This is a genomic window from Paenisporosarcina sp. NPDC076907 (assembly GCF_050269735.1).
In the GTDB taxonomy this organism is placed as follows: Bacteria; Bacillota; Bacilli; order Bacillales_A; family Planococcaceae; genus Paenisporosarcina.
The window spans coordinates 1,215,784-1,233,761 of record NZ_JBNNIX010000001.1 but is presented as its reverse complement, the minus strand read 5'-3'; the positions used below and the strand labels follow the sequence as shown (position 1 = coordinate 1,233,761).

The following is a 17,978-nucleotide window of genomic DNA, read 5'->3' as shown; positions in this document are numbered from 1 at the left end:
TTTAAAAGAATTTCTTATTTACAATCTAGCCAGCTTAAATTATTTCCCTGCCCCTTTAATGATTGCACCTTTAGTCGTTTCTTTCATTTTTTTGATGATTGGATAACAAATATAGCCGCTTTCTTTTTCGAATTCCCTGAAGTAAGTTTTCTCTTCAGCCATTGACGGAACTACCTCTTTAAAACGTCGATATTTTTCCATCAAGACTTCTCGGTTTACACCTTGTTCGTAAGCGTATTCTATGACTTCAAAAAATTGAACGACAGCGATTATTTCCTCAGTCGACCAATCTTTTGAAAATGGATATGCAAAACTCATGTTTATTCACCCTTTCCTTACTTCCATTTTAAGCGGAAGTCTTCTGCTTGTGAAATCATTCGAGTAATTAATTGTTCTACTGACGGGATGTCATCAATTAAACCTGCTACTTGTCCAGCCCAACCAAAGCCCTTTTCAGCATTACCTTCATAAATATATTGTTTGTTTGCTTCCCCACTAATATACTCTCTTAAAGCTTCGTATGTCGGCATCTCAACTTCAATTTCACGGATTTTTTCCGCCCAAGGATTGATTAAGGCGCGGGCAGGTGCGCCTATGGATCGCTTGATTACTGTCGTGCCAGTTTCAGAACTATCAATTAAAGCTTGTTTGTAGACATGAGAAGCATGAACGCATTCTTTTGTTGCAATAAAACGAGTACCCATTTCAATTCCTTCCGCACCAAGCGCGAGCGCAGCCATGAGACCTCTGCCATCCCCTATTCCACCAGAGGCTATTACAGGAATGGACACAGCATCTACTACACGCGGGACAAGTACCATTGTTCCAACGTCATCACGACCCAAATGCCCTCCACCCTCCTGGCCCACAACCATGACAGCGTCAGCACCAAGTTCTTCCGCTTTTTGCGCTTGTCTTGTAGCAGCTACCAACACCAGTTTTTTTATATCCGTTCCTTTTAATTGATCAAAAATAGGCGTAGGATTTCCTCCTGTCATCGAGACAACCGGCACCTTTTCTTCAATAGCGACTTCAAGCATATGCGAAAACGGCCGACCCTGATCCCCAATGGCAAAGTTCACGCCGAACGGTTGATTGGTCATAGTACGTACTTTATGTATTTCGTTTCGCAGTGCTTCAGGTGACTCGAGACTCATTGCCGTAATCTGACCAAGTCCTCCAGCATTCGAGACAGCAGCCGCTAAATCCGCATACGCAAGATATGCAAGTCCACCTTGAATGATTGGATATTTAATATGTAGTAATTCTGTTATTCGTGTTTGCCAGTTCATTTTTAGTTTCCTCCTATCAATTAATTGTACTATATTCAATTTTATTGTCGAAATTCCTCTAATATTTATGGTCATTAGCTATACTAAATGCTATAATTCACTTGTTTTTCATTTTCATTTTTAAATCGGTATTCCAAAATATTTGAATGCCATCATTAAGAAAGTTGAGGTGGTACGTCCATTGTCTCAGTTAGAAACCCCTTTATTTGATGTCTTGCTAAAACATCGCAATCGACATCCTATTCAGTTTCATATTCCCGGTCATAAAAAAGGTAATGGTGTCGACCCTGCGTTCCGTGAATTCGTAGGCGATAATATCCTATCTATAGATTTAATCAATATTGCCCCACTTGATGATTTACACTCACCAAAAGGTGCGATTAAAAAAGCGCAAGAATTAGCAGCAGAAGCTTTTGGTGCCGATTATACATTTTTCTCTGTTCAAGGTACAAGCGGTGCAATTATGACGATGATTTTAAGTGTTGTCGGTCCTGGAGATAAAATCTTAGTTCCGCGCAATGTTCACAAATCTATTATGTCTGCCATTGTATTTGCTGGCGCAAGTCCAGTCTTCATACACCCAGAAGTGGATCCGGAACTTGGAATATCACACGGCATCTCTGCAGAATCTGTGGAAAAAGCTTTAGATGCTCATCCTGATGCAAAAGCCGTTCTTGTCATTAACCCTACTTACTTCGGTTTTGCTGCAGACTTAACACGCATTGTTGAAATAGCACACAATCGTAATATTCCCGTTTTGGTGGATGAAGCACATGGTGTCCATATACATTTCCATGAATCTCTACCGGTATCAGCTATGGCTGCAGGTGCTGATATGGCTGCCACTTCAGTTCACAAACTGGGCGGTTCAATGACACAAAGCTCAGTATTAAATGTTCGTGAAGGCTTGGTATCACCTAAGCGTGTACAATCCATTTTATCGATGTTAACAACAACTTCGACATCATATCCAATCCTTGCTTCATTAGATACTGCGCGACGCCAGTTAGCCATTCATGGGCATGATTTATTGACAACTGCCATTCGATTAGCAAAAGATACACGCAAGCGAATCAATCAGATTCCAAACTTACACTGTGTAGGAGAAGAAATATTGCGAACTTCCGCAACACACGATATGGATCCTACTAAATTGTTGATCAGTGTCAAAAATTTAGGGATTACAGGACACCAAGCGGAAGAATGGTTACGCGAAAAAGCAAACATCGAAGTTGAATTATCCGATTTATACAATATTCTGTGCATCGTGACGATTGCGGATTCCAAAAAAGAATTGAACTTGCTTGTCAATGCCCTTCAGCGTATGGCCCAATCATTTGAAGCGGATGCTGAAATCGTAGAAGCATTTGTAACAATGCCTGATATACCACGTTTAGCCATGACGCCTCGTGACGCTTTTTATGCGACAACTGAAGTTGTACCGTTTGCAGATTCTGTAGGTCGTATTTCAGCTGAATTTATTATGGTATATCCTCCGGGTATCCCAATTTTCATACCAGGTGAAATCATTACGGAAGATAATATCGCTTATATTCATATGAATATCGAAGCGGGCTTACCTGTACAAGGGCCAGAAGACGATGAATTGAAATTGATTCGAGTTATTAAAGAACATAAAGCGTTCTATTAAAGTAAATGAAGTAAAAAAGGCTGAGTCTCCTTCACTGGGAGGCTCAGCCTTTCTTGTTAGTCATTATTCCCCTGTTACACCTTGTATGGTAGCAGGGTCGATCATGCCGTACCCTTTTGCTCGTAAACCTTCTACTATTCCACCAAGGGCTTCAGCGGTCCATTTTCGGTCATGCATTAATAAGTTAGCACCATTTGTTAAATACTCTGTATTAACCATGATATCTTTCAAAGCATTGGCATCTTGGTAATTCGATTCCCAGTCGTATCCGTAAGTCCAATTCATTAACAGCATGCCTTGTTCTTTTACGAGAGCTTTACTAAAATCAGTATTTGCTCCGAATGGGGCTCTGAAAAATTTCGGTTTTTCCCCAATTACAGCTTCAATCGTTTCACTCACCTGCATGATTTCAGCACGCTGTTCATCTTCAGTCAGTTGTTTCAAGTTCGCATGCGTTTGCGTATGGTTACCAATAGCAAAGCCCATGTTATGTATTTCTTTTAATACTGCTTTTTTTTCGTCACTATCCAAAAAATGTCCATTTACAAAGAAAATAGCTGGTGCATTCAAAGCTTTTAACGTTTTTGCCATTTCTAGTGATCGTTTGTCAGGTGCGTCATCAATCGTTAATAGAACAACTTTGGAAGGCGCATCGGCAATTGGCTTGAACGACCAATTGGCTTCATTCAACGTATATAGAGGCTCCAAGGGTGCAGTTACCTCTTCTGTCTCTTCTTGTGTATCCTCTTCATCATTTTCAACTTCTTTATCTTCAACTACCTCGTCCTTAACTTCCTGTTGGGTTGGTGCGGATGTAGTTGTTTTTGTTTCTTCGCTTCCACAAGCAGCCAGCATTATTGCTAATAAACTCATACTCATTAGTTTTGTGTATTTCATGATGTATCACCGTGACCCTTTCGAATGTCATTTTAACATGATTTTCCACTGTCTATCCAGAGACTAAAAAAAGTCGTACAGGTTTACCCTGTACGACTCTAGTATTAACTTATTTTGTAATGATATGAATTGGGTGACCCATAACCACTTCAGCAGCTTCCATTGAGATTTCTCCCAAAGTTGGATGTGCATGAATTGTCATAGCAATATCTTCTACTGTCATACCCGCTTCAATAGCTAAACCAAGTTCAGCAATCATATCAGAAGCACCTTGACCGACAATTTGAGCACCTAATAACAAACCATCCGATTTACGTGAAACAAGTTTCACAAAACCGTCTGTAGCGTTTAATGCCAATGCACGACCGTTAGCACCGAATGGGAATTTCCCAGCCGTTACTTCAAAGCCTTCTTTTTTAGCTTGTTCTTCATTTAAGCCAACTGTTGCAAGTTCAGGATCTGTGAAACATACAGCTGGAATTGCTAAGTAATCCACCACCGATGTTTGACCAGCGATAACTTCAGCTGCCACTTTACCTTCGTAAGAAGCTTTGTGAGCAAGCTGAGGACCTGAAACTACATCACCAATTGCAAAAATGTTTTCGATGTTTGTGCGAACTTGCTTGTCAACTTCGATCAAGCCACGTTCACCCATTTTGATGCCGATTTCTTCTAGACCCATTTCATCCGTGTTTGGACGACGGCCTACTGTTACTAATACATAATCCGCTTCGACTTTTTTCTCTTCGCCGCCTGCCTCGTACGTAACTGTAACGCCTGAATCTGATTCTTCGACGCCTTTTGCTGATGCTTTCACAACAACATTGACACCTTTTTTCTTCAAGCCTTTTTTAACGATTTGAGTCATTTGTTTCTCGAATCCAGCTAAAATATCGTCGCCGCCTTCGATGATTGTTACTTCAGAACCTAGGTTTGCAAAAGCAGTTCCTAGTTCAGTTCCGATATAACCGCCACCGATAACAACTAATTTTCCTGGGATTTCTCCAAGAGCCAAAGCTCCTGTTGAACTTAACACACGTTTTGTAAATTTGAATGATGGAATCTCAACAGGACGTGAGCCTGTTGCGATAATCGCGTTTTTGAATTTATACGTTTGTGCTGAATTTTCGTCCATTACACGAACAGTGTTAGCATCAACAAAGTATGCTTCGCCACGAACGATTTCAACTTTATTCCCTTTTAGTAAACCTTCAACGCCACCCGTTAATTTTTTAACGACACTGTCTTTGAAAGCTTGGGCTTTTGAAAAATCAATTGTAACTTCAGATGCAGTAATACCCATATCATCTGAATGTTTTGCTTGTTCAAAACGGTGACCGACTGAAATTAACGCTTTAGAAGGAATACAACCAACGTTCAAACAAACGCCGCCTAAATGTTCTTTTTCAACGATTGTCACTTTTTGACCAGTTTGCGCAGCACGTATGGCCGCAACATATCCGCCAGGGCCTGAGCCGATGACGAGCGTATCTGTTTCGATTGGGAAATCTCCTACTACCATGTTTTTACGCCTCCATTAATAAAAGTTCTGGATTGCTAAGCAAACGCTTAATGTTATTTAATGCGTGCTGAGCAGTCGCACCGTCGATCATACGATGATCAAAGCTCAATGATAATGCTAACACAGGAGCGGCTACAATTTCACCATTTTTTATGACAGGTTTCTCTGCAATACGACCAATTCCTAAAATAGCAACTTCAGGATGATTGATTACAGGAGTGAACCATTGTCCACCAGCAGAGCCAATATTCGTGATTGAACAAGATGCGCCCTTCATTTCTGAAGGTGATAACTTCCCATCACGAGCTTTTCCTGCAAGCGTATTGATTTCATCTGAAATCGCAAAGACAGATTTACGGTCAGCATGTTTGATAACCGGTACTAACAAGCCTTTTTCAGTATCAGCTGCAATCCCGATATTGAAGTAATGCTTTTGAATGATTTCGCCAGCTTCGTCATCCAATGAACGGTTGAAGTCTGGGAACTCACGAAGTGTGCTTACCAATGCTTTTACAACGTATGGTAAATAAGTCAATTTCACATTCTTCTCCGCTGCTAAATCTTTAAATTTCTTACGGTGTGCAACAAGCTCGGTTACATCAACCTCGTCCATTAATGTTACATGAGGAGCTGTATGCTTCGAGTGAACCATCGCTTTGGCGATTGCTTTACGAATACCTGACATCTTCTCACGAGTTTCAGGGAATTCACCTTCCAAAGATGGAGCGGCAGGTTTCGCTGCTTTTTCAACTTTTTCTTCGCTTGTTGATTCTTCATTTGCAGCAACTGTATTTTGTTCAGGTGCTTCAGATGTTTGCCCACCATTCATATATGCTTCGATATCTTCTTTCATCACACGGCCATTTTTACCTGATCCGTTGACTTGAGAAATTTCGACATCATTATCACGTGCAAATTTACGCACGGAAGGCATCGCAATTACGCGACCATTTGGGTCTTTTTCAGTCTTCGATGTTGCGTCTGCTTTAGGAGCCGCTTTTGTTGGTTCAGCTGCTTCTTTTTCAAGAGCTTGATCTTTTGCTACTGGCGTTGCTTCTTTTTCTACTTCTTGTCCAGCTTCTGCAGTAGCTTGTACTTGAGCTTCTGTTTTCTCTTCTGCTTTAGGTTCGTCTTCGTGACCACCTTTAAATTGAAGATCTTCATAGCCTGGTGCGTCGATGCGAATCAAGATTTGGCCTACAGTTGCAACTGTACCTTCTCCAATAAGCACTTCTTCCACTTTTCCTGCAACAGGAGAAGGAATTTCAACGACAGCTTTGTCATTCTGAACTTCACATAAAATATCATCTTCGCCAATAGTGTCGCCCGCTTTAACAAACCATTTTACGATTTCGCCTTCGTGTATACCTTCACCGATATCCGGTAATCGAAATTCAAATGCCACAAAATTCACCCTTTCAGTTGTGAGTGTTTACTATCTTTAAGTCCAAAAGACCAACAAGAAATCTTGACTGGACTTTTTGAACTTACAATTAGAATGTTAGTACTTTTTTAGCTGTTGCTACAATGTCCTTCGAGTTTGGTAACCAAACTGATTCCGCTTGAGCGAATGGGAAGATTGTATCTGGTGCAAATACACGTAATACTGGTGCTTCTAGGCTAAGAATTGCACGTTCGTTAATTTCAGCAACTACGTTAGCAGCAATACCTGCTTGTTTTTGTGCCTCTTGAACAACAACCGCACGTCCTGTTTTTTCAACAGAAGCAATGATTGTTTCAATATCCAATGGTTGAACAGTACGTAAATCGATTACTTCTACTGAGTAGTTTTCTTTTTCAAGTTCTTCTGCAGCTTTTAAGCTATCGTGTACCATTGCGCCGTAAGCAATAATCGTTAGGTCTGTACCTTCACGTTTTACTTCCGCTTTACCTAAAGGAATTGTGTATTCTTCTTCAGGTACCTCTTCACGGAATGAGCGGTATAACTTCATGTGTTCCAAGAAAATAACTGGGTCATTATCACGGATAGCAGAAATTAATAATCCTTTAGCATCGTAAGGTGAAGAAGGAATAACTACTTTCAAACCAGGCTGAGAAGCTACCAAACCTTCTAAGCTGTCCGCGTGCATTTCAGGAGTATGAACACCGCCACCGAATGGAGAACGGATTGTTACCGGAGCACTGTATTTGCCACCGCTGCGGAAACGCATACGAGCTAATTGGCCACTGATCGAATCCATTACTTCATAAACGAAACCAAAGAACTGAATTTCTGGAACTGGACGGAAGCCTTCAAGTGAAAGACCAACCGCTAAACCACCAATACCTGATTCAGCTAAAGGTGTATCAAATACACGATCTTCGCCAAATTCTTTTTGTAAGCCTTCAGTCGCACGGAATACACCGCCGTTATTTCCAACGTCTTCACCGAAGACGAGGACGTTTTCGTCATTCTTAAGCTCTGTACGGAGTGCATCCGTAATAGCTTGAATCATCGTCATTTGTGCCATCGGTTACTTCGACTCCTTCTCTTTGTAAAGTTCATATTGCTCTTTTAAGTGATATGGCATTTCTTCGTTAGGATCATACATAATTTCCATTAAGTCCGTCACTTTTTGTTTCGGAGCAGCATCAGCCGTTTTAATGGCATCTTTGATTTCTTCTTTAGCTTGTTCGATTACTTCATTTTCTTTTTCTTCATTCCAAAGATCTTTTGCTTCTAAATAAGCACGGAAACGAACCAATGGATCTTTCTTTTCCCACTCTGAATCTGTATCAGATGTACGGTAACGTGTCGGGTCATCCCCTGCCATCGTATGTGGTCCATAACGGTAACATAATGTTTCAATTAATGTTGGGCCTTCACCATTCACTGCACGTTCACGAGCATCGCGTGTTGCAACATAAACTGCCAATGGATCCATTCCATCAACTAGGATACTTGGAATACCTGCTGCAACTCCTTTTTGAGCGATTGTTTTAGCAGCTGTTTGCAATTCACGTGGAGTTGAGATTGCAAATTGATTATTTTGAACAATGAAAATAGCTGGAGAGCGGAAAGCACCTGCAAAGTTAATACCTTCGTAGAAGTCACCTTGCGAAGAACCACCATCACCTGTGTAAGTCACAGCAACTGATTTTTTGCCACGCTTTTGCATACCAAGTGCCACACCAGCCGCTTGGATGAATTGAGCACCAATAATGATTTGAGGCGGGAATACTTTCACGTTCTCAGGAATCTGATTCCCCATGAAGTGCCCACGAGAGAAAAGGAATGCCTGTGAAAGTGGCAACCCGTGCCAGATCATCTGAGGTACATCGCGGTAACCAGGTAAAATGAAATCTTCTTTTTCAAGTGCATAATGAGAAGCTAATTGAGAAGCTTCTTGTCCAGCTGTCGGTGCATAGAAACCTAAACGTCCTTGTCTGTTTAAAGAAATAGAACGTTGGTCAAGAATACGCGTATACACCATGCGGCGCATTAATTCGACTAATTCTTCATCCGATAAATTCGGGTCTGCATCTTTGTTAACTATCTCGCCTTCTTCATTCAAAATCTGAAACATTTCAAATTTTTCTTCGATGGCTTGAAGTGTTTCTACTGGTCCTAATTGCTTGGCATTTTTTGCAGCCATGTTAACACCTCTCCTTAAGTAACTGTATTAAAAAAACTGTAAAAATCGAGTGATACAATGTTCATTCTTCCCTAGTATACTCAACTTTATTTTGGTGGTCAATGATTGGAAACTCTAGTGAAATATGAGCTTGTAATTGAAAGACTATTCACTTTTCTTGAAACTGTACTAGTACAAATAAACCTCTGTATTATAAAACGTATTAATCTCTCACTCTCTCTATCACGCAAAAAAACGACCTCAAATTGAGATCGTTTTACTTTTCTTCTTGTAAAGAATCATACACAGACTCTTTCTTTTCATTTAATTGTTTTGTGGCATCATTGAATGCATTAATAGCTGATTGAACAACTTCGTTTTGTTCATTAACTTTGACCACTTGTTTTTGGAGTTCAGCTTGTTGCGTTTCTTCCTTTGTTAGCATTTCATATAATGCGCTTTGTAGATCAGTTAACTTTTGATATTCTGCGCTGACTTGGTCATGTGCTTCATAACGCGCATCCATGACTCCCTGCAAATCGGAAACGGATGATTTAATTTGATCATCTTTGGCATCTTCTACTATTTTATCTAAAGTGGAAAGTGATTCCTGTGCATTTTTAATGGAATCATTCTCTTCTTTTAATAGAGTCAATCTTTTAGCCAATGACGATTTTAATTCTTCAACTTTTACACTTACTTCTTCTTTTTGATTTTGAGTAAGCTCCATCGTTTGATTAAATGTAAGCTGTTCTTTCTTTTCTAATTCAGCCAATTTTGCTTGCGCGTCACGATATCCTTGTTCTTCATCATATACTTTTGTTAATGAATCTGATAATTGCTGCTCAGCAGATGTTCCGATTGAACATGCGGATAACAAAAGTGAAGTAGACAAGACGGTACCAATTACAAAATTTCTCATTTTAATAACCTCCCAAATCTTTTTCTACTATAGTCCTTCAAGTGAAAAATTTCAACTTGACTAAAGTAGTCATTTTCGTTTGCACGATGGCTAACGTTCGCTATACTAAATAAAGAATGAAAGTTGGAAAGGAAGACCACGATGTTTGTTATGAAAGATATTATTCGCGAAGGGCATCCGACTCTGCGAAAAAAAGCACAAGAAGTAGCATTTCCGCTCTCCTCTGAAGATGCAAAACTTGCAGAGGACTTGTTGGACTATGTAAAAAATAGTCAAAATCCAGAAATGGTAGGGCGCTATGATTTACGTCCTGGTATCGGAATTGCTGCACCCCAAGTAAATGTATCAAAGCGTATGTTTGCACTGCACTTACCAGATGATGAAACCAAATTAAGTATAGTTGCCATAAATCCTAAAATAATCAGTCATTCAGTTGAAAAAACGTATATTACGGTTGGTGAAGGCTGTTTATCAGTTGATCGTTCGATAGAAGGATATGTGCCAAGGTACGCACGAATAACCGTTAAAGGCTTCTATCCAGACGGAAAAGAATTTAAGCTCCGTTTAAAAGGATTGCCAGCTATCGCTTTTCAACACGAGTTGGATCATTTGAACGGGATTATGTTCTTTGATCACATCAACCAACAAAATCCTTTTGCTGATATTCCAGATGCTGTTCCATATGAACGAAAATAAATAAAAGGTTCCCGGAATTTTCGGGAACCTTTTCTCTTTTTATTAAATGAGCTTTAAATATCTCATAGCATTTACTAATCCATCTTCGTCGACATGAGTGGTCACATATTTAGCTCGTTTAAGCGCTTCTTCATGTCCATTGCCCATACAAACGCCATAACCTGCTGATTCCATCATTTCGATATCATTAAGCCCATCTCCAAAAGCAATTGTGTCTTCAAGAGCGATATTTAGTTTTTCACATAAAAAGTGTATGGCATTGGCTTTAGACGCCCCTTTAGGCAAAATATCAACAGATACTCGATGCCATCTGACGAATTTCAAAAGCGGAAAATTTTCTTTATAGGTCTGTTCTTCTTCTATAGAGCAAAACACAAGTGCTTGGTAAATTTTTTGATTTTGGAAAAAATTTTCCTCAAATGCAGGATGAGGGTACTTCAGGCTCCCGAAACTCTCTTCCACATGTGGGTGAAACGCAATAGATGAAACCATTTTTTCGGCATTCATATATACAATGGGATGATTGTTGCTATCCGCATAGGCAGATACCGATCTGAGAAGTTCCAGATTAATTTGCGTATGGGATACCACTTCCCCTTTATAGACAATATATTGACCGTTAAAACAAATGTATGAATCAATCTCCAATTCTTTCAGGACATCTTGAATCATGAAAGGTGCTCGTCCAGTTGCGATAAAAACTTCATGACCATTTTTTCGAGCTTGAAAGACAGCTTCTTTCGCCTTTGCCGGTAACTTTTTTTCGGAATCATATAACGTTCCGTCAATATCGAAAAATAATACTTTTTTCAAAACCTTCACCCTTCCTCGAGTCCTTCAGTGTACTAAAGACACGGCCCCTTTACAAAAGTTGCAATTTTCTGTATAATGATGTATGAGGAGTGATTTGCCATGTTAAAGCGTCTAAAAAAGAAATTGTTAAGACGATTGGGCGGCATACTCGGGAAAAAATCAATTGCATAATTTTTTGTCCTGCTATTTATAGTAGGGCTTTTCTTTATTTTAAAAGGCGCTCGTGATAATATAAAGAGAATGAAATTATTTTGAACGTGAAAAAGGAGAGCAAAACATGATTTACAAAGTTTATTACCAAGAAAACGTGCTTGAAGTGCCAGTTCGCGAAAACACAAAAAGCCTTTACATCGAAGCATCCTCTGAACGCGAAGTTCGTTACGCGTTAAAGGACCGCAAGTATAACATCGAATTCGTACAGCTACTCGAAGGTAATCATTTATCTTACGAACAAGCTAGCGAAAACTACACAGTGGAGAAAATTTAAACCACATGAAATTTGTTAAGAATGATCAAACAGCGGTTTTCGCACTCGGCGGACTGGGCGAAATCGGTAAAAACACTTATGGTGTTCAATTCCAAGATGAAATAATTTTAATTGATGCAGGTATTAAATTCCCTGAAGATGATTTACTCGGGATTGATTATGTTATTCCTGATTACACGTACCTTGTGAAAAATGTAGACAAGATTAAAGGTCTATTTATTACTCACGGTCACGAAGATCACATCGGCGGTATTCCCTACTTGCTCAAACAACTGAATATCCCTGTATATGGAGGCAAACTTGCTCTGGGTTTATTACGAAATAAACTAGAAGAACATGGTTTATTGCGTACGACAAAGATGCATGTAATCGCTGAAGAAGACGTGATTAAATTCAGAAAGACTTCAGTGAGTTTCTTCCGTACAACGCACAGTATTCCTGATGCTTACGGAATTGTAGTTAAAACTCCACCAGGTAATGTTGTACATACAGGAGATTTTAAATTTGATTTTACACCAGTTGGTGAACCGGCTAACTTAACGAAAATGGCTGAAATTGGCCGTGACGGCGTGCTGTGTTTACTATCTGATAGTACAAATGCAGAAGTTCCCAATTTTACAATGTCGGAACGGAAAGTCGGCGAAAGCTTGTCGGAAATTTTCCGTAAAGTGGATGGTCGTATCATTTTCGCTACTTTTGCATCAAATATTCATCGTTTACAACAAGTAACTGAAGCGGCTGTCCATCACGGACGTAAAATTGCTGTTTTTGGACGAAGCATGGACAATGCGATTACAATCGGGCGTGAGCTTGGATATATTACTGCACCCAAAGAAACATTCGTAGATGCTCAATCATTAAATCGTCTACCTGCGAATGAAGTGATGATTTTATGTACCGGTAGCCAAGGTGAACCTATGGCAGCGTTGTCTCGAATTGCAAATGGCACACATCGTCAAATTCAAATTCAACCAGCCGATACCGTAATTTTCTCATCTTCACCGATTCCTGGTAATCGTACAAGCGTTAACCGTACAATCAACTTGCTATTCCGTGCAGGAGCCGATGTTATTCATGGTTCATTGAATAACATTCATACTTCCGGTCATGGTTCTCAAGAAGAACAAAAATTAATGTTACGTCTGATGAAACCTAAGTTCTTTATGCCGATTCATGGTGAATATCGCATGTTAAAAATGCATACTGAACTAGCAGTAGATTGTGATGTTGAGCCAGAAAACACATTTATTATGGAAAATGGTGATGTTTTGGCACTTAGCCAAAACCAAGCAGCTGTTGCTGGTCGTATTCCTTCAGGTGATGTGTATATTGATGGTAGCGGCATCGGAGATATCGGTAATATCGTTTTACGAGATCGCCGAATTCTTTCTGAAGAAGGTTTAGTTATTGTTGTTGTTAGTACAGACCAAGAACGTCAGAAGATTGTTTCAGGTCCAGACATCATTTCTCGTGGTTTTGTTTACATGCGTGAATCAGGTGCGATGATTAACGAAGCGCAACATATGTTAAATCGTCACTTACAAAAAACAATTCAATCTAAGGCAACTCCTTGGTCAGAATTGAAAAACGAAATTACAGACGTATTGGGACCGTATTTATACGAAAAAACAAAACGTCGTCCAATGATTCTACCAATTATCATGGAAGTATAATCCCATGTAAAAAGCTGTGCGACCGACACGTAATGTGTCGGTTGCACAGCTTTTATTTTTGCGAGCTTTATTTACGATTCGCTTTTCGTTAATGCATTGCTTTTTTTTCAAAGCGAATAATATCTGCGTCAGCACCGATGACAATCAGAACGTCATTGATTTGGATTTCTTCATCTGCTTGAGGAGAAACAAGAATTTCCGCTCCCCGCTTAATTGCAACAATGTTTATTCCAAACTTCGCACGGATATCTAAATCAATTAATGTAGAGCCAGCCAATATTTCATTCGCTTTTATTTCCATGATTGAATGTTCATCCGATAACTCTAAGTAATCCAGTACATTATTTGTCATGATGTTGTTGGCGATACGAATACCCATATCACGTTCAGGATGGACCACTTGATCTGCACCAATTTTACGCAATACTTTTTCATGGTAATCATTTTGCGCTTTAACGGTGATTTTATTGACACCAATTTCTTTTAACATCAAAGTTGTTAAAATACTAGATTGAATGTCCTCACCAATTGCCACGATTACATGTTCAAAATTACGAATCCCAAGTGATTTCAACACAGATTCATCTGTCGTATCTGCAACAATTGCTTGTGTTGCAATTGATGCAAATTCATCGACACGATCAGCAAACTTATCGATTGCCATAACGTCTGCACCTTGTTCAATCAGTTCTCTTACAATACTTCCTCCAAATCGACCTAATCCTATAACTACGAATTCTTTCTTCATCTTTCAACCTCCGTTGCGGAACGAATGGACATAGTGTATCACAACTTTAATTGACGCTCAATTCATTTTAGGGCTTCTCCAAATTGGGACATAACCAACTGGTGATAATGACCACGGTCTTTCATTAAAGAATCATGATCGCCTGATTCAAGAACACGTCCATGTTCCAGCACAATAATCTGGTTTGCTTCACGGATAGTCGAGAGTCTGTGAGCAATCATAATGGCCGTCCGATTCTTAAGTAGTGTACGCAAAGCCTGTTGAATTTGCAGTTCAGTTTCTGTATCAATGGAAGCTGTTGCTTCATCCAAAATGATAATTCTAGGATTTGCTAGAAGTGCTCGTGCAAAAGATAACAGTTGACGTTCACCAACAGATAAGATGTTTCCGCGCTCTTCCACTTCTGTATCGTATCCATTCGATAAACGCTCAATAAAACGATTGGCCCCCACAGCTTCTGCCGCTTTCATTACTTCTTCATCCGTTGCGTGAGGATTACCGAAGCGAATATTATCCATAATTGTACCTGAGAAAATAAACGTTTCCTGAAGGACAATACTAATTTGTTCACGTAACGCACTTAATGATAAATCGCGGATATCCATTCCATCCATTTTCACTACACCGTCTGTCGGATCGTAGAAACGCGATACAAGGTTGGCAATTGTTGTTTTACCAGAGCCCGTATGACCAACCAGGGCAACGGTTTCCCCCGCCTTCATTTCAAGAGAAATTCCTTTTAATGCAAGGCGATCTTTTTCGTAACCAAATTGAACATTTTCAAATTCGATATGTCCTTGCAATTGATTGATTTTGGTTGGGTTAGCTTTTTCATGCACTAGTGGCTGCTCATCCAAGAATTCGAATATGCGTTCAGAAGATGCCATTCCCATCAGTAACTGGTTATAGATCTGTCCTAAGCGTGAAATTGGTTCCCAGAACATGCCGAGATAAAAGGCAAACGCGACGAATGCGCCAAGGTCAAGTTGGTTATTTTGAATTAAATACGCACCATACAAAATCAAAACAACTGAACCAACGGCATTTGTCATTTCTACGAATGGGCGGAACATGGAGTTCTTTTTAGTGGCAACCCTCCATGATTCAAAGCTTTCTTCATTTATTCCATTAAAGAAAGCCATATTTTCATTTTCTTGAGTAAATGATTGAGTGATTCGCATACCTTGAATACTTTCATTCAAATGGGAATTGATTTTTGCTTGTTTCATCCTTACATCTTGCCATGAACGACGAATGTTTTTACGTAACGTCGTCGAGATGAAGAACATTAACGGCAAAATAACAAGTACTGCTAAAGCAAGTGGTGGACTGAGTGTGAACAGGATGATGAGAACTCCTGCAAGAAGCAGTAAATCCATCAGTAAGTTTATTACCCCGTTCGTAAACAATTCTTGCAAAGAGTTAATATCATTCATGATTCTGACGAGTATTGAGCCGGCTGACCGTTGATCGAAAAATCGATGAGATAGCCATTGAACATGGGTAAATAAATGTTTACGCAAATCGTATATCACATTTTGACCGAGCTCATTCATCCATCGTATTCGGTACCGGTTGGCAACCGTGTTGATAATATACAAAACGGCAATAGAGCTGACAACCACCCAAAGCATCTGTGTATCTTTATTTTCCAATGCTTGATTAATGGCATACTCCCCTATCAGAATAGGGATGATCAATCTGATTAGTGTTGTGATCGTGACGGCGATAAAAGCTTTTGGTAACAGCGTTTTTGAATAAGGTTTTACGTACTTAAACAGCCTAGCGAGTTGAGACCAGTTAAACGGTGCATCAATTACATCATCCGAAGAGTAGCGGAATCGTTTTAATACACTTGGATTAATTTGTTTAGTCAATGTGATTCCGCCTTTCTATGCATAAATATTTTCTAGTTGATCTTTATATTGAATTTCAAATATCCGTTTATACAAACCCTGTTGTTTAATCAATTGATCATGAGTTCCACGCTGAACAATCTTCCCATGTTCAAAAACGATTAATTCGTCTGCATGTTTTACAGAGGAAATTCGATGAGCAATAATGAACGTCGTACGGCCTTTCATCACTTCTTCCAATGCTTGCTGAATGTGAAGCTCCGTTTTCATGTCCACAGCACTAGTTGCATCATCTAATACTAAAATGGCAGGATTTTGGCATAAGGCACGAGCAATTGCAATTCGTTGTTTTTGTCCGCCTGATAAACCAAGTCCCCGTTCACCTAGCATGGTGTCATAGGTTTCTGGTAGTTCCATGATAAATTCATGTGCATTGGCACGTTTCGCCGCATCAATGATTTCTTCCATCGTTGCATCTGGACGGCCATATGAAATATTGGCTTTAATTGATGAAGAAAATAAGAACGATTCCTGAAGAACGAAGCCAATGTTAGAGCGTAGTGAAGTGAGTGAGTATTCATCAACAGCAATGCCATCAACTTTAACTGTCCCTTTTGTCGGTTCATAAAAACGCGTTAACAGTTGAGTTAAACTCGTTTTACCTGAACCTGTGGCTCCTATTAGACCTACACGTTTACCAGCTTTAACTGTCAGATTCACATCATCAAGAGCTAATTGATCTTCTTCACGATATTGAAGCGTAACATTTTCAAAAACTACATGCCCTTTCATATTGGAGCCATCCACGGCATCTACTTTTGATTGAATCGGTTCAGGTGCTTCTAGAACTTCAAGTAAGCGTTCACCTGATGCTTTGGACTGGGAAAATAAATTGACCGTAAAGCCTAGGTTCATGATAGGAAAAATAATGTAGCCAAGCAGACTGTAAAATGCCACGAGGCGTCCGACACTTAATTGACCATCCATCACGAGAAATCCACCATAGCCTAATAAAAAGACCACACTGATATTTCCGAGGAATTCCATCACTGGGAAGTACTTTGCCCAGATTTCAGTTGTAAATAAATAGCGATCTTTATAATCCCCATTTGAATTGTTGAATTTATTAATTTGAAATGATTCACGGGAAAGTGACTTAACTGTATGAATCCCGCTAATGTTTTCTTGAACATTGGTATTTAATTTACCGAACGATTTACGGATGTCACGGAAAGCAGGATGTACCAGTTTATCGAATCGCAGCACTGCAATGACTAATAACGGCATGGAAGCCATCGATACAAATGTTAATGATACGGAGTAGTAAAACATGACACAAAGAGAAACGGATACTAGAAATACCAGACGGAACAACTCAACGAATCCGAACGATAAGAAGAATCTGAACCCTTCGACGTCTGCAGTCAGTCGGGACATTAAATCCCCTGTCTTTGCATTGTCGTAATAAGAAAATGGCAAACGCTGCAATTTTGCATATAACGCATTTCGTAATTCATAGACCGACCGAATTCCGAACATATCACCCGTGTACTGCCCAATGTACGTCGCAATTCCTTTGATAATCATAAGACCCATAAAAATCCCAGCAAGTTTCCAAGCTAGATCATATTGCTCTCCCTTAATAACACGGTCAATCGTCTGTTGCAAAATGATTGGATAAGCAACTGTAATTAACAACGTTATCAAGAGCATGAACAAGGACCAAAAGAATAAATGCTTATTTGGCCAGTAGTATTCTTTCAATTTTTTAAAAATTCCCAAGCTATTTCCCCCTAATTCGAAAGACATAGTATTTAATATATCGGATTCCGAAATAAATGACTAC

At 39.5% G+C, this 17,978-nt stretch carries 16 protein-coding genes; 4 read left to right on the top strand and 12 right to left on the bottom strand.

Annotated elements, in window-relative coordinates; translation table 11 throughout:
* Positions 1-39: 39 nt before the first annotated feature.
* A complete protein-coding gene (locus ACQKEV_RS05960; RefSeq protein ID WP_427444294.1) occupies positions 40-318 on the bottom strand; it encodes a UPF0223 family protein in 279 nt (92 codons plus the stop codon).
* A gap of 17 nt (positions 319-335) precedes the next feature.
* Complete coding sequence (locus ACQKEV_RS05955) at positions 336-1,292, bottom strand: NAD(P)H-dependent flavin oxidoreductase (RefSeq protein ID WP_427444291.1); 957 nt, start codon at positions 1,290-1,292, stop codon at positions 336-338.
* 181 nt (positions 1,293-1,473) lie between these two features.
* Here ACQKEV_RS05955 and ACQKEV_RS05950 point away from each other — a divergent pair, with 181 nt between their 5' ends.
* Positions 1,474-2,943, top strand: a complete 1,470-nt coding sequence (locus tag ACQKEV_RS05950) for an aminotransferase class I/II-fold pyridoxal phosphate-dependent enzyme (protein ID WP_427444289.1) — start codon at positions 1,474-1,476, stop codon at positions 2,941-2,943.
* A gap of 63 nt (positions 2,944-3,006) precedes the next feature.
* Here ACQKEV_RS05950 and ACQKEV_RS05945 read toward each other — a convergent pair whose 3' ends face one another.
* The 6 genes from ACQKEV_RS05945 to ACQKEV_RS05920 form a co-directional block, all read right to left on the bottom strand.
* The gene (locus ACQKEV_RS05945; protein WP_427444286.1) at positions 3,007-3,840 is read right to left on the bottom strand and encodes a polysaccharide deacetylase family protein; all 834 of its coding nucleotides are present in this window, start codon (positions 3,838-3,840) and stop codon (positions 3,007-3,009) included.
* A gap of 109 nt (positions 3,841-3,949) precedes the next feature.
* Entirely contained in the window at positions 3,950-5,362 is a 1,413-nt protein-coding gene (gene lpdA, locus ACQKEV_RS05940) for a dihydrolipoyl dehydrogenase (protein ID WP_427444284.1), read from the bottom strand.
* A 4-nt stretch (positions 5,363-5,366) separates the two neighbouring features.
* Entirely contained in the window at positions 5,367-6,767 is a 1,401-nt protein-coding gene (locus ACQKEV_RS05935; protein ID WP_427444281.1) for a dihydrolipoamide acetyltransferase family protein, read from the bottom strand.
* Between the two features lie 88 nt (positions 6,768-6,855).
* Positions 6,856-7,833, bottom strand: a complete 978-nt coding sequence (locus ACQKEV_RS05930; protein ID WP_427444278.1) for an alpha-ketoacid dehydrogenase subunit beta — start codon at positions 7,831-7,833, stop codon at positions 6,856-6,858.
* Positions 7,834-7,836: 3 nt separating this feature from the next.
* Positions 7,837-8,958, bottom strand: coding sequence for a pyruvate dehydrogenase (acetyl-transferring) E1 component subunit alpha (gene pdhA, locus ACQKEV_RS05925; protein ID WP_427444276.1), 1,122 nt, complete (start codon positions 8,956-8,958; stop codon positions 7,837-7,839).
* A gap of 256 nt (positions 8,959-9,214) precedes the next feature.
* Complete coding sequence (locus tag ACQKEV_RS05920) at positions 9,215-9,859, bottom strand: YkyA family protein (RefSeq protein WP_427444273.1); 645 nt, start codon at positions 9,857-9,859, stop codon at positions 9,215-9,217.
* 141 nt (positions 9,860-10,000) lie between these two features.
* Between ACQKEV_RS05920 and def the strand changes: the two genes are divergently transcribed.
* Positions 10,001-10,555 (top strand): peptide deformylase, encoded by a 555-nt coding sequence (def, locus tag ACQKEV_RS05915; protein ID WP_427444270.1) that lies wholly within the window; start codon positions 10,001-10,003, stop codon positions 10,553-10,555.
* 42 nt (positions 10,556-10,597) lie between these two features.
* Here def and ACQKEV_RS05910 read toward each other — a convergent pair whose 3' ends face one another.
* On the bottom strand, positions 10,598-11,368 hold the full coding sequence (locus tag ACQKEV_RS05910) for a Cof-type HAD-IIB family hydrolase (RefSeq protein WP_427444268.1): 771 nt from the start codon (positions 11,366-11,368) through the stop codon (positions 10,598-10,600).
* Positions 11,369-11,645: 277 nt separating this feature from the next.
* Between ACQKEV_RS05910 and ACQKEV_RS05905 the strand changes: the two genes are divergently transcribed.
* Positions 11,646-11,855, top strand: coding sequence for a DNA-dependent RNA polymerase subunit epsilon (locus tag ACQKEV_RS05905; RefSeq protein ID WP_427444265.1), 210 nt, complete (start codon positions 11,646-11,648; stop codon positions 11,853-11,855).
* A 5-nt stretch (positions 11,856-11,860) separates the two neighbouring features.
* Positions 11,861-13,528, top strand: a complete 1,668-nt coding sequence (rnjA, locus tag ACQKEV_RS05900; protein WP_016427836.1) for a ribonuclease J1 — start codon at positions 11,861-11,863, stop codon at positions 13,526-13,528.
* Positions 13,529-13,616: 88 nt separating this feature from the next.
* On the opposite strand, the gene ACQKEV_RS05895 is transcribed toward rnjA, so the two are convergent.
* From ACQKEV_RS05895 to ACQKEV_RS05885, 3 genes are all read right to left on the bottom strand, one after another.
* Complete coding sequence (locus tag ACQKEV_RS05895) at positions 13,617-14,276, bottom strand: potassium channel family protein (RefSeq protein WP_427444261.1); 660 nt, start codon at positions 14,274-14,276, stop codon at positions 13,617-13,619.
* Positions 14,277-14,338: 62 nt separating this feature from the next.
* Complete coding sequence (locus ACQKEV_RS05890) at positions 14,339-16,153, bottom strand: ABC transporter ATP-binding protein (RefSeq protein WP_427444259.1); 1,815 nt, start codon at positions 16,151-16,153, stop codon at positions 14,339-14,341.
* Positions 16,154-16,168: 15 nt separating this feature from the next.
* Entirely contained in the window at positions 16,169-17,914 is a 1,746-nt protein-coding gene (locus tag ACQKEV_RS05885; RefSeq protein WP_427444256.1) for an ABC transporter ATP-binding protein, read from the bottom strand.
* Positions 17,915-17,978: the final 64 nt, after the last annotated feature.

Coding starts and splice junctions, on each gene's coding strand:
- ACQKEV_RS05960 (WP_427444294.1), bottom strand. CDS start 318: ATGAGTTTTGCATATCCATTTTCAAAAGATTGGTCGACTGAGGAAATA.
- ACQKEV_RS05955 (WP_427444291.1), bottom strand. CDS start 1,292: ATGAACTGGCAAACACGAATAACAGAATTACTACATATTAAATATCCA.
- ACQKEV_RS05945 (WP_427444286.1), bottom strand. CDS start 3,840: ATGAAATACACAAAACTAATGAGTATGAGTTTATTAGCAATAATGCTG.
- lpdA (WP_427444284.1), bottom strand. CDS start 5,362: ATGGTAGTAGGAGATTTCCCAATCGAAACAGATACGCTCGTCATCGGC.
- ACQKEV_RS05930 (WP_427444278.1), bottom strand. CDS start 7,833: ATGGCACAAATGACGATGATTCAAGCTATTACGGATGCACTCCGTACA.
- pdhA (WP_427444276.1), bottom strand. CDS start 8,958: ATGGCTGCAAAAAATGCCAAGCAATTAGGACCAGTAGAAACACTTCAA.
- ACQKEV_RS05920 (WP_427444273.1), bottom strand. CDS start 9,859: ATGAGAAATTTTGTAATTGGTACCGTCTTGTCTACTTCACTTTTGTTA.
- def (WP_427444270.1), top strand. CDS start 10,001: ATGTTTGTTATGAAAGATATTATTCGCGAAGGGCATCCGACTCTGCGA.
- ACQKEV_RS05905 (WP_427444265.1), top strand. CDS start 11,646: ATGATTTACAAAGTTTATTACCAAGAAAACGTGCTTGAAGTGCCAGTT.
- rnjA (WP_016427836.1), top strand. CDS start 11,861: ATGAAATTTGTTAAGAATGATCAAACAGCGGTTTTCGCACTCGGCGGA.
- ACQKEV_RS05895 (WP_427444261.1), bottom strand. CDS start 14,276: ATGAAGAAAGAATTCGTAGTTATAGGATTAGGTCGATTTGGAGGAAGT.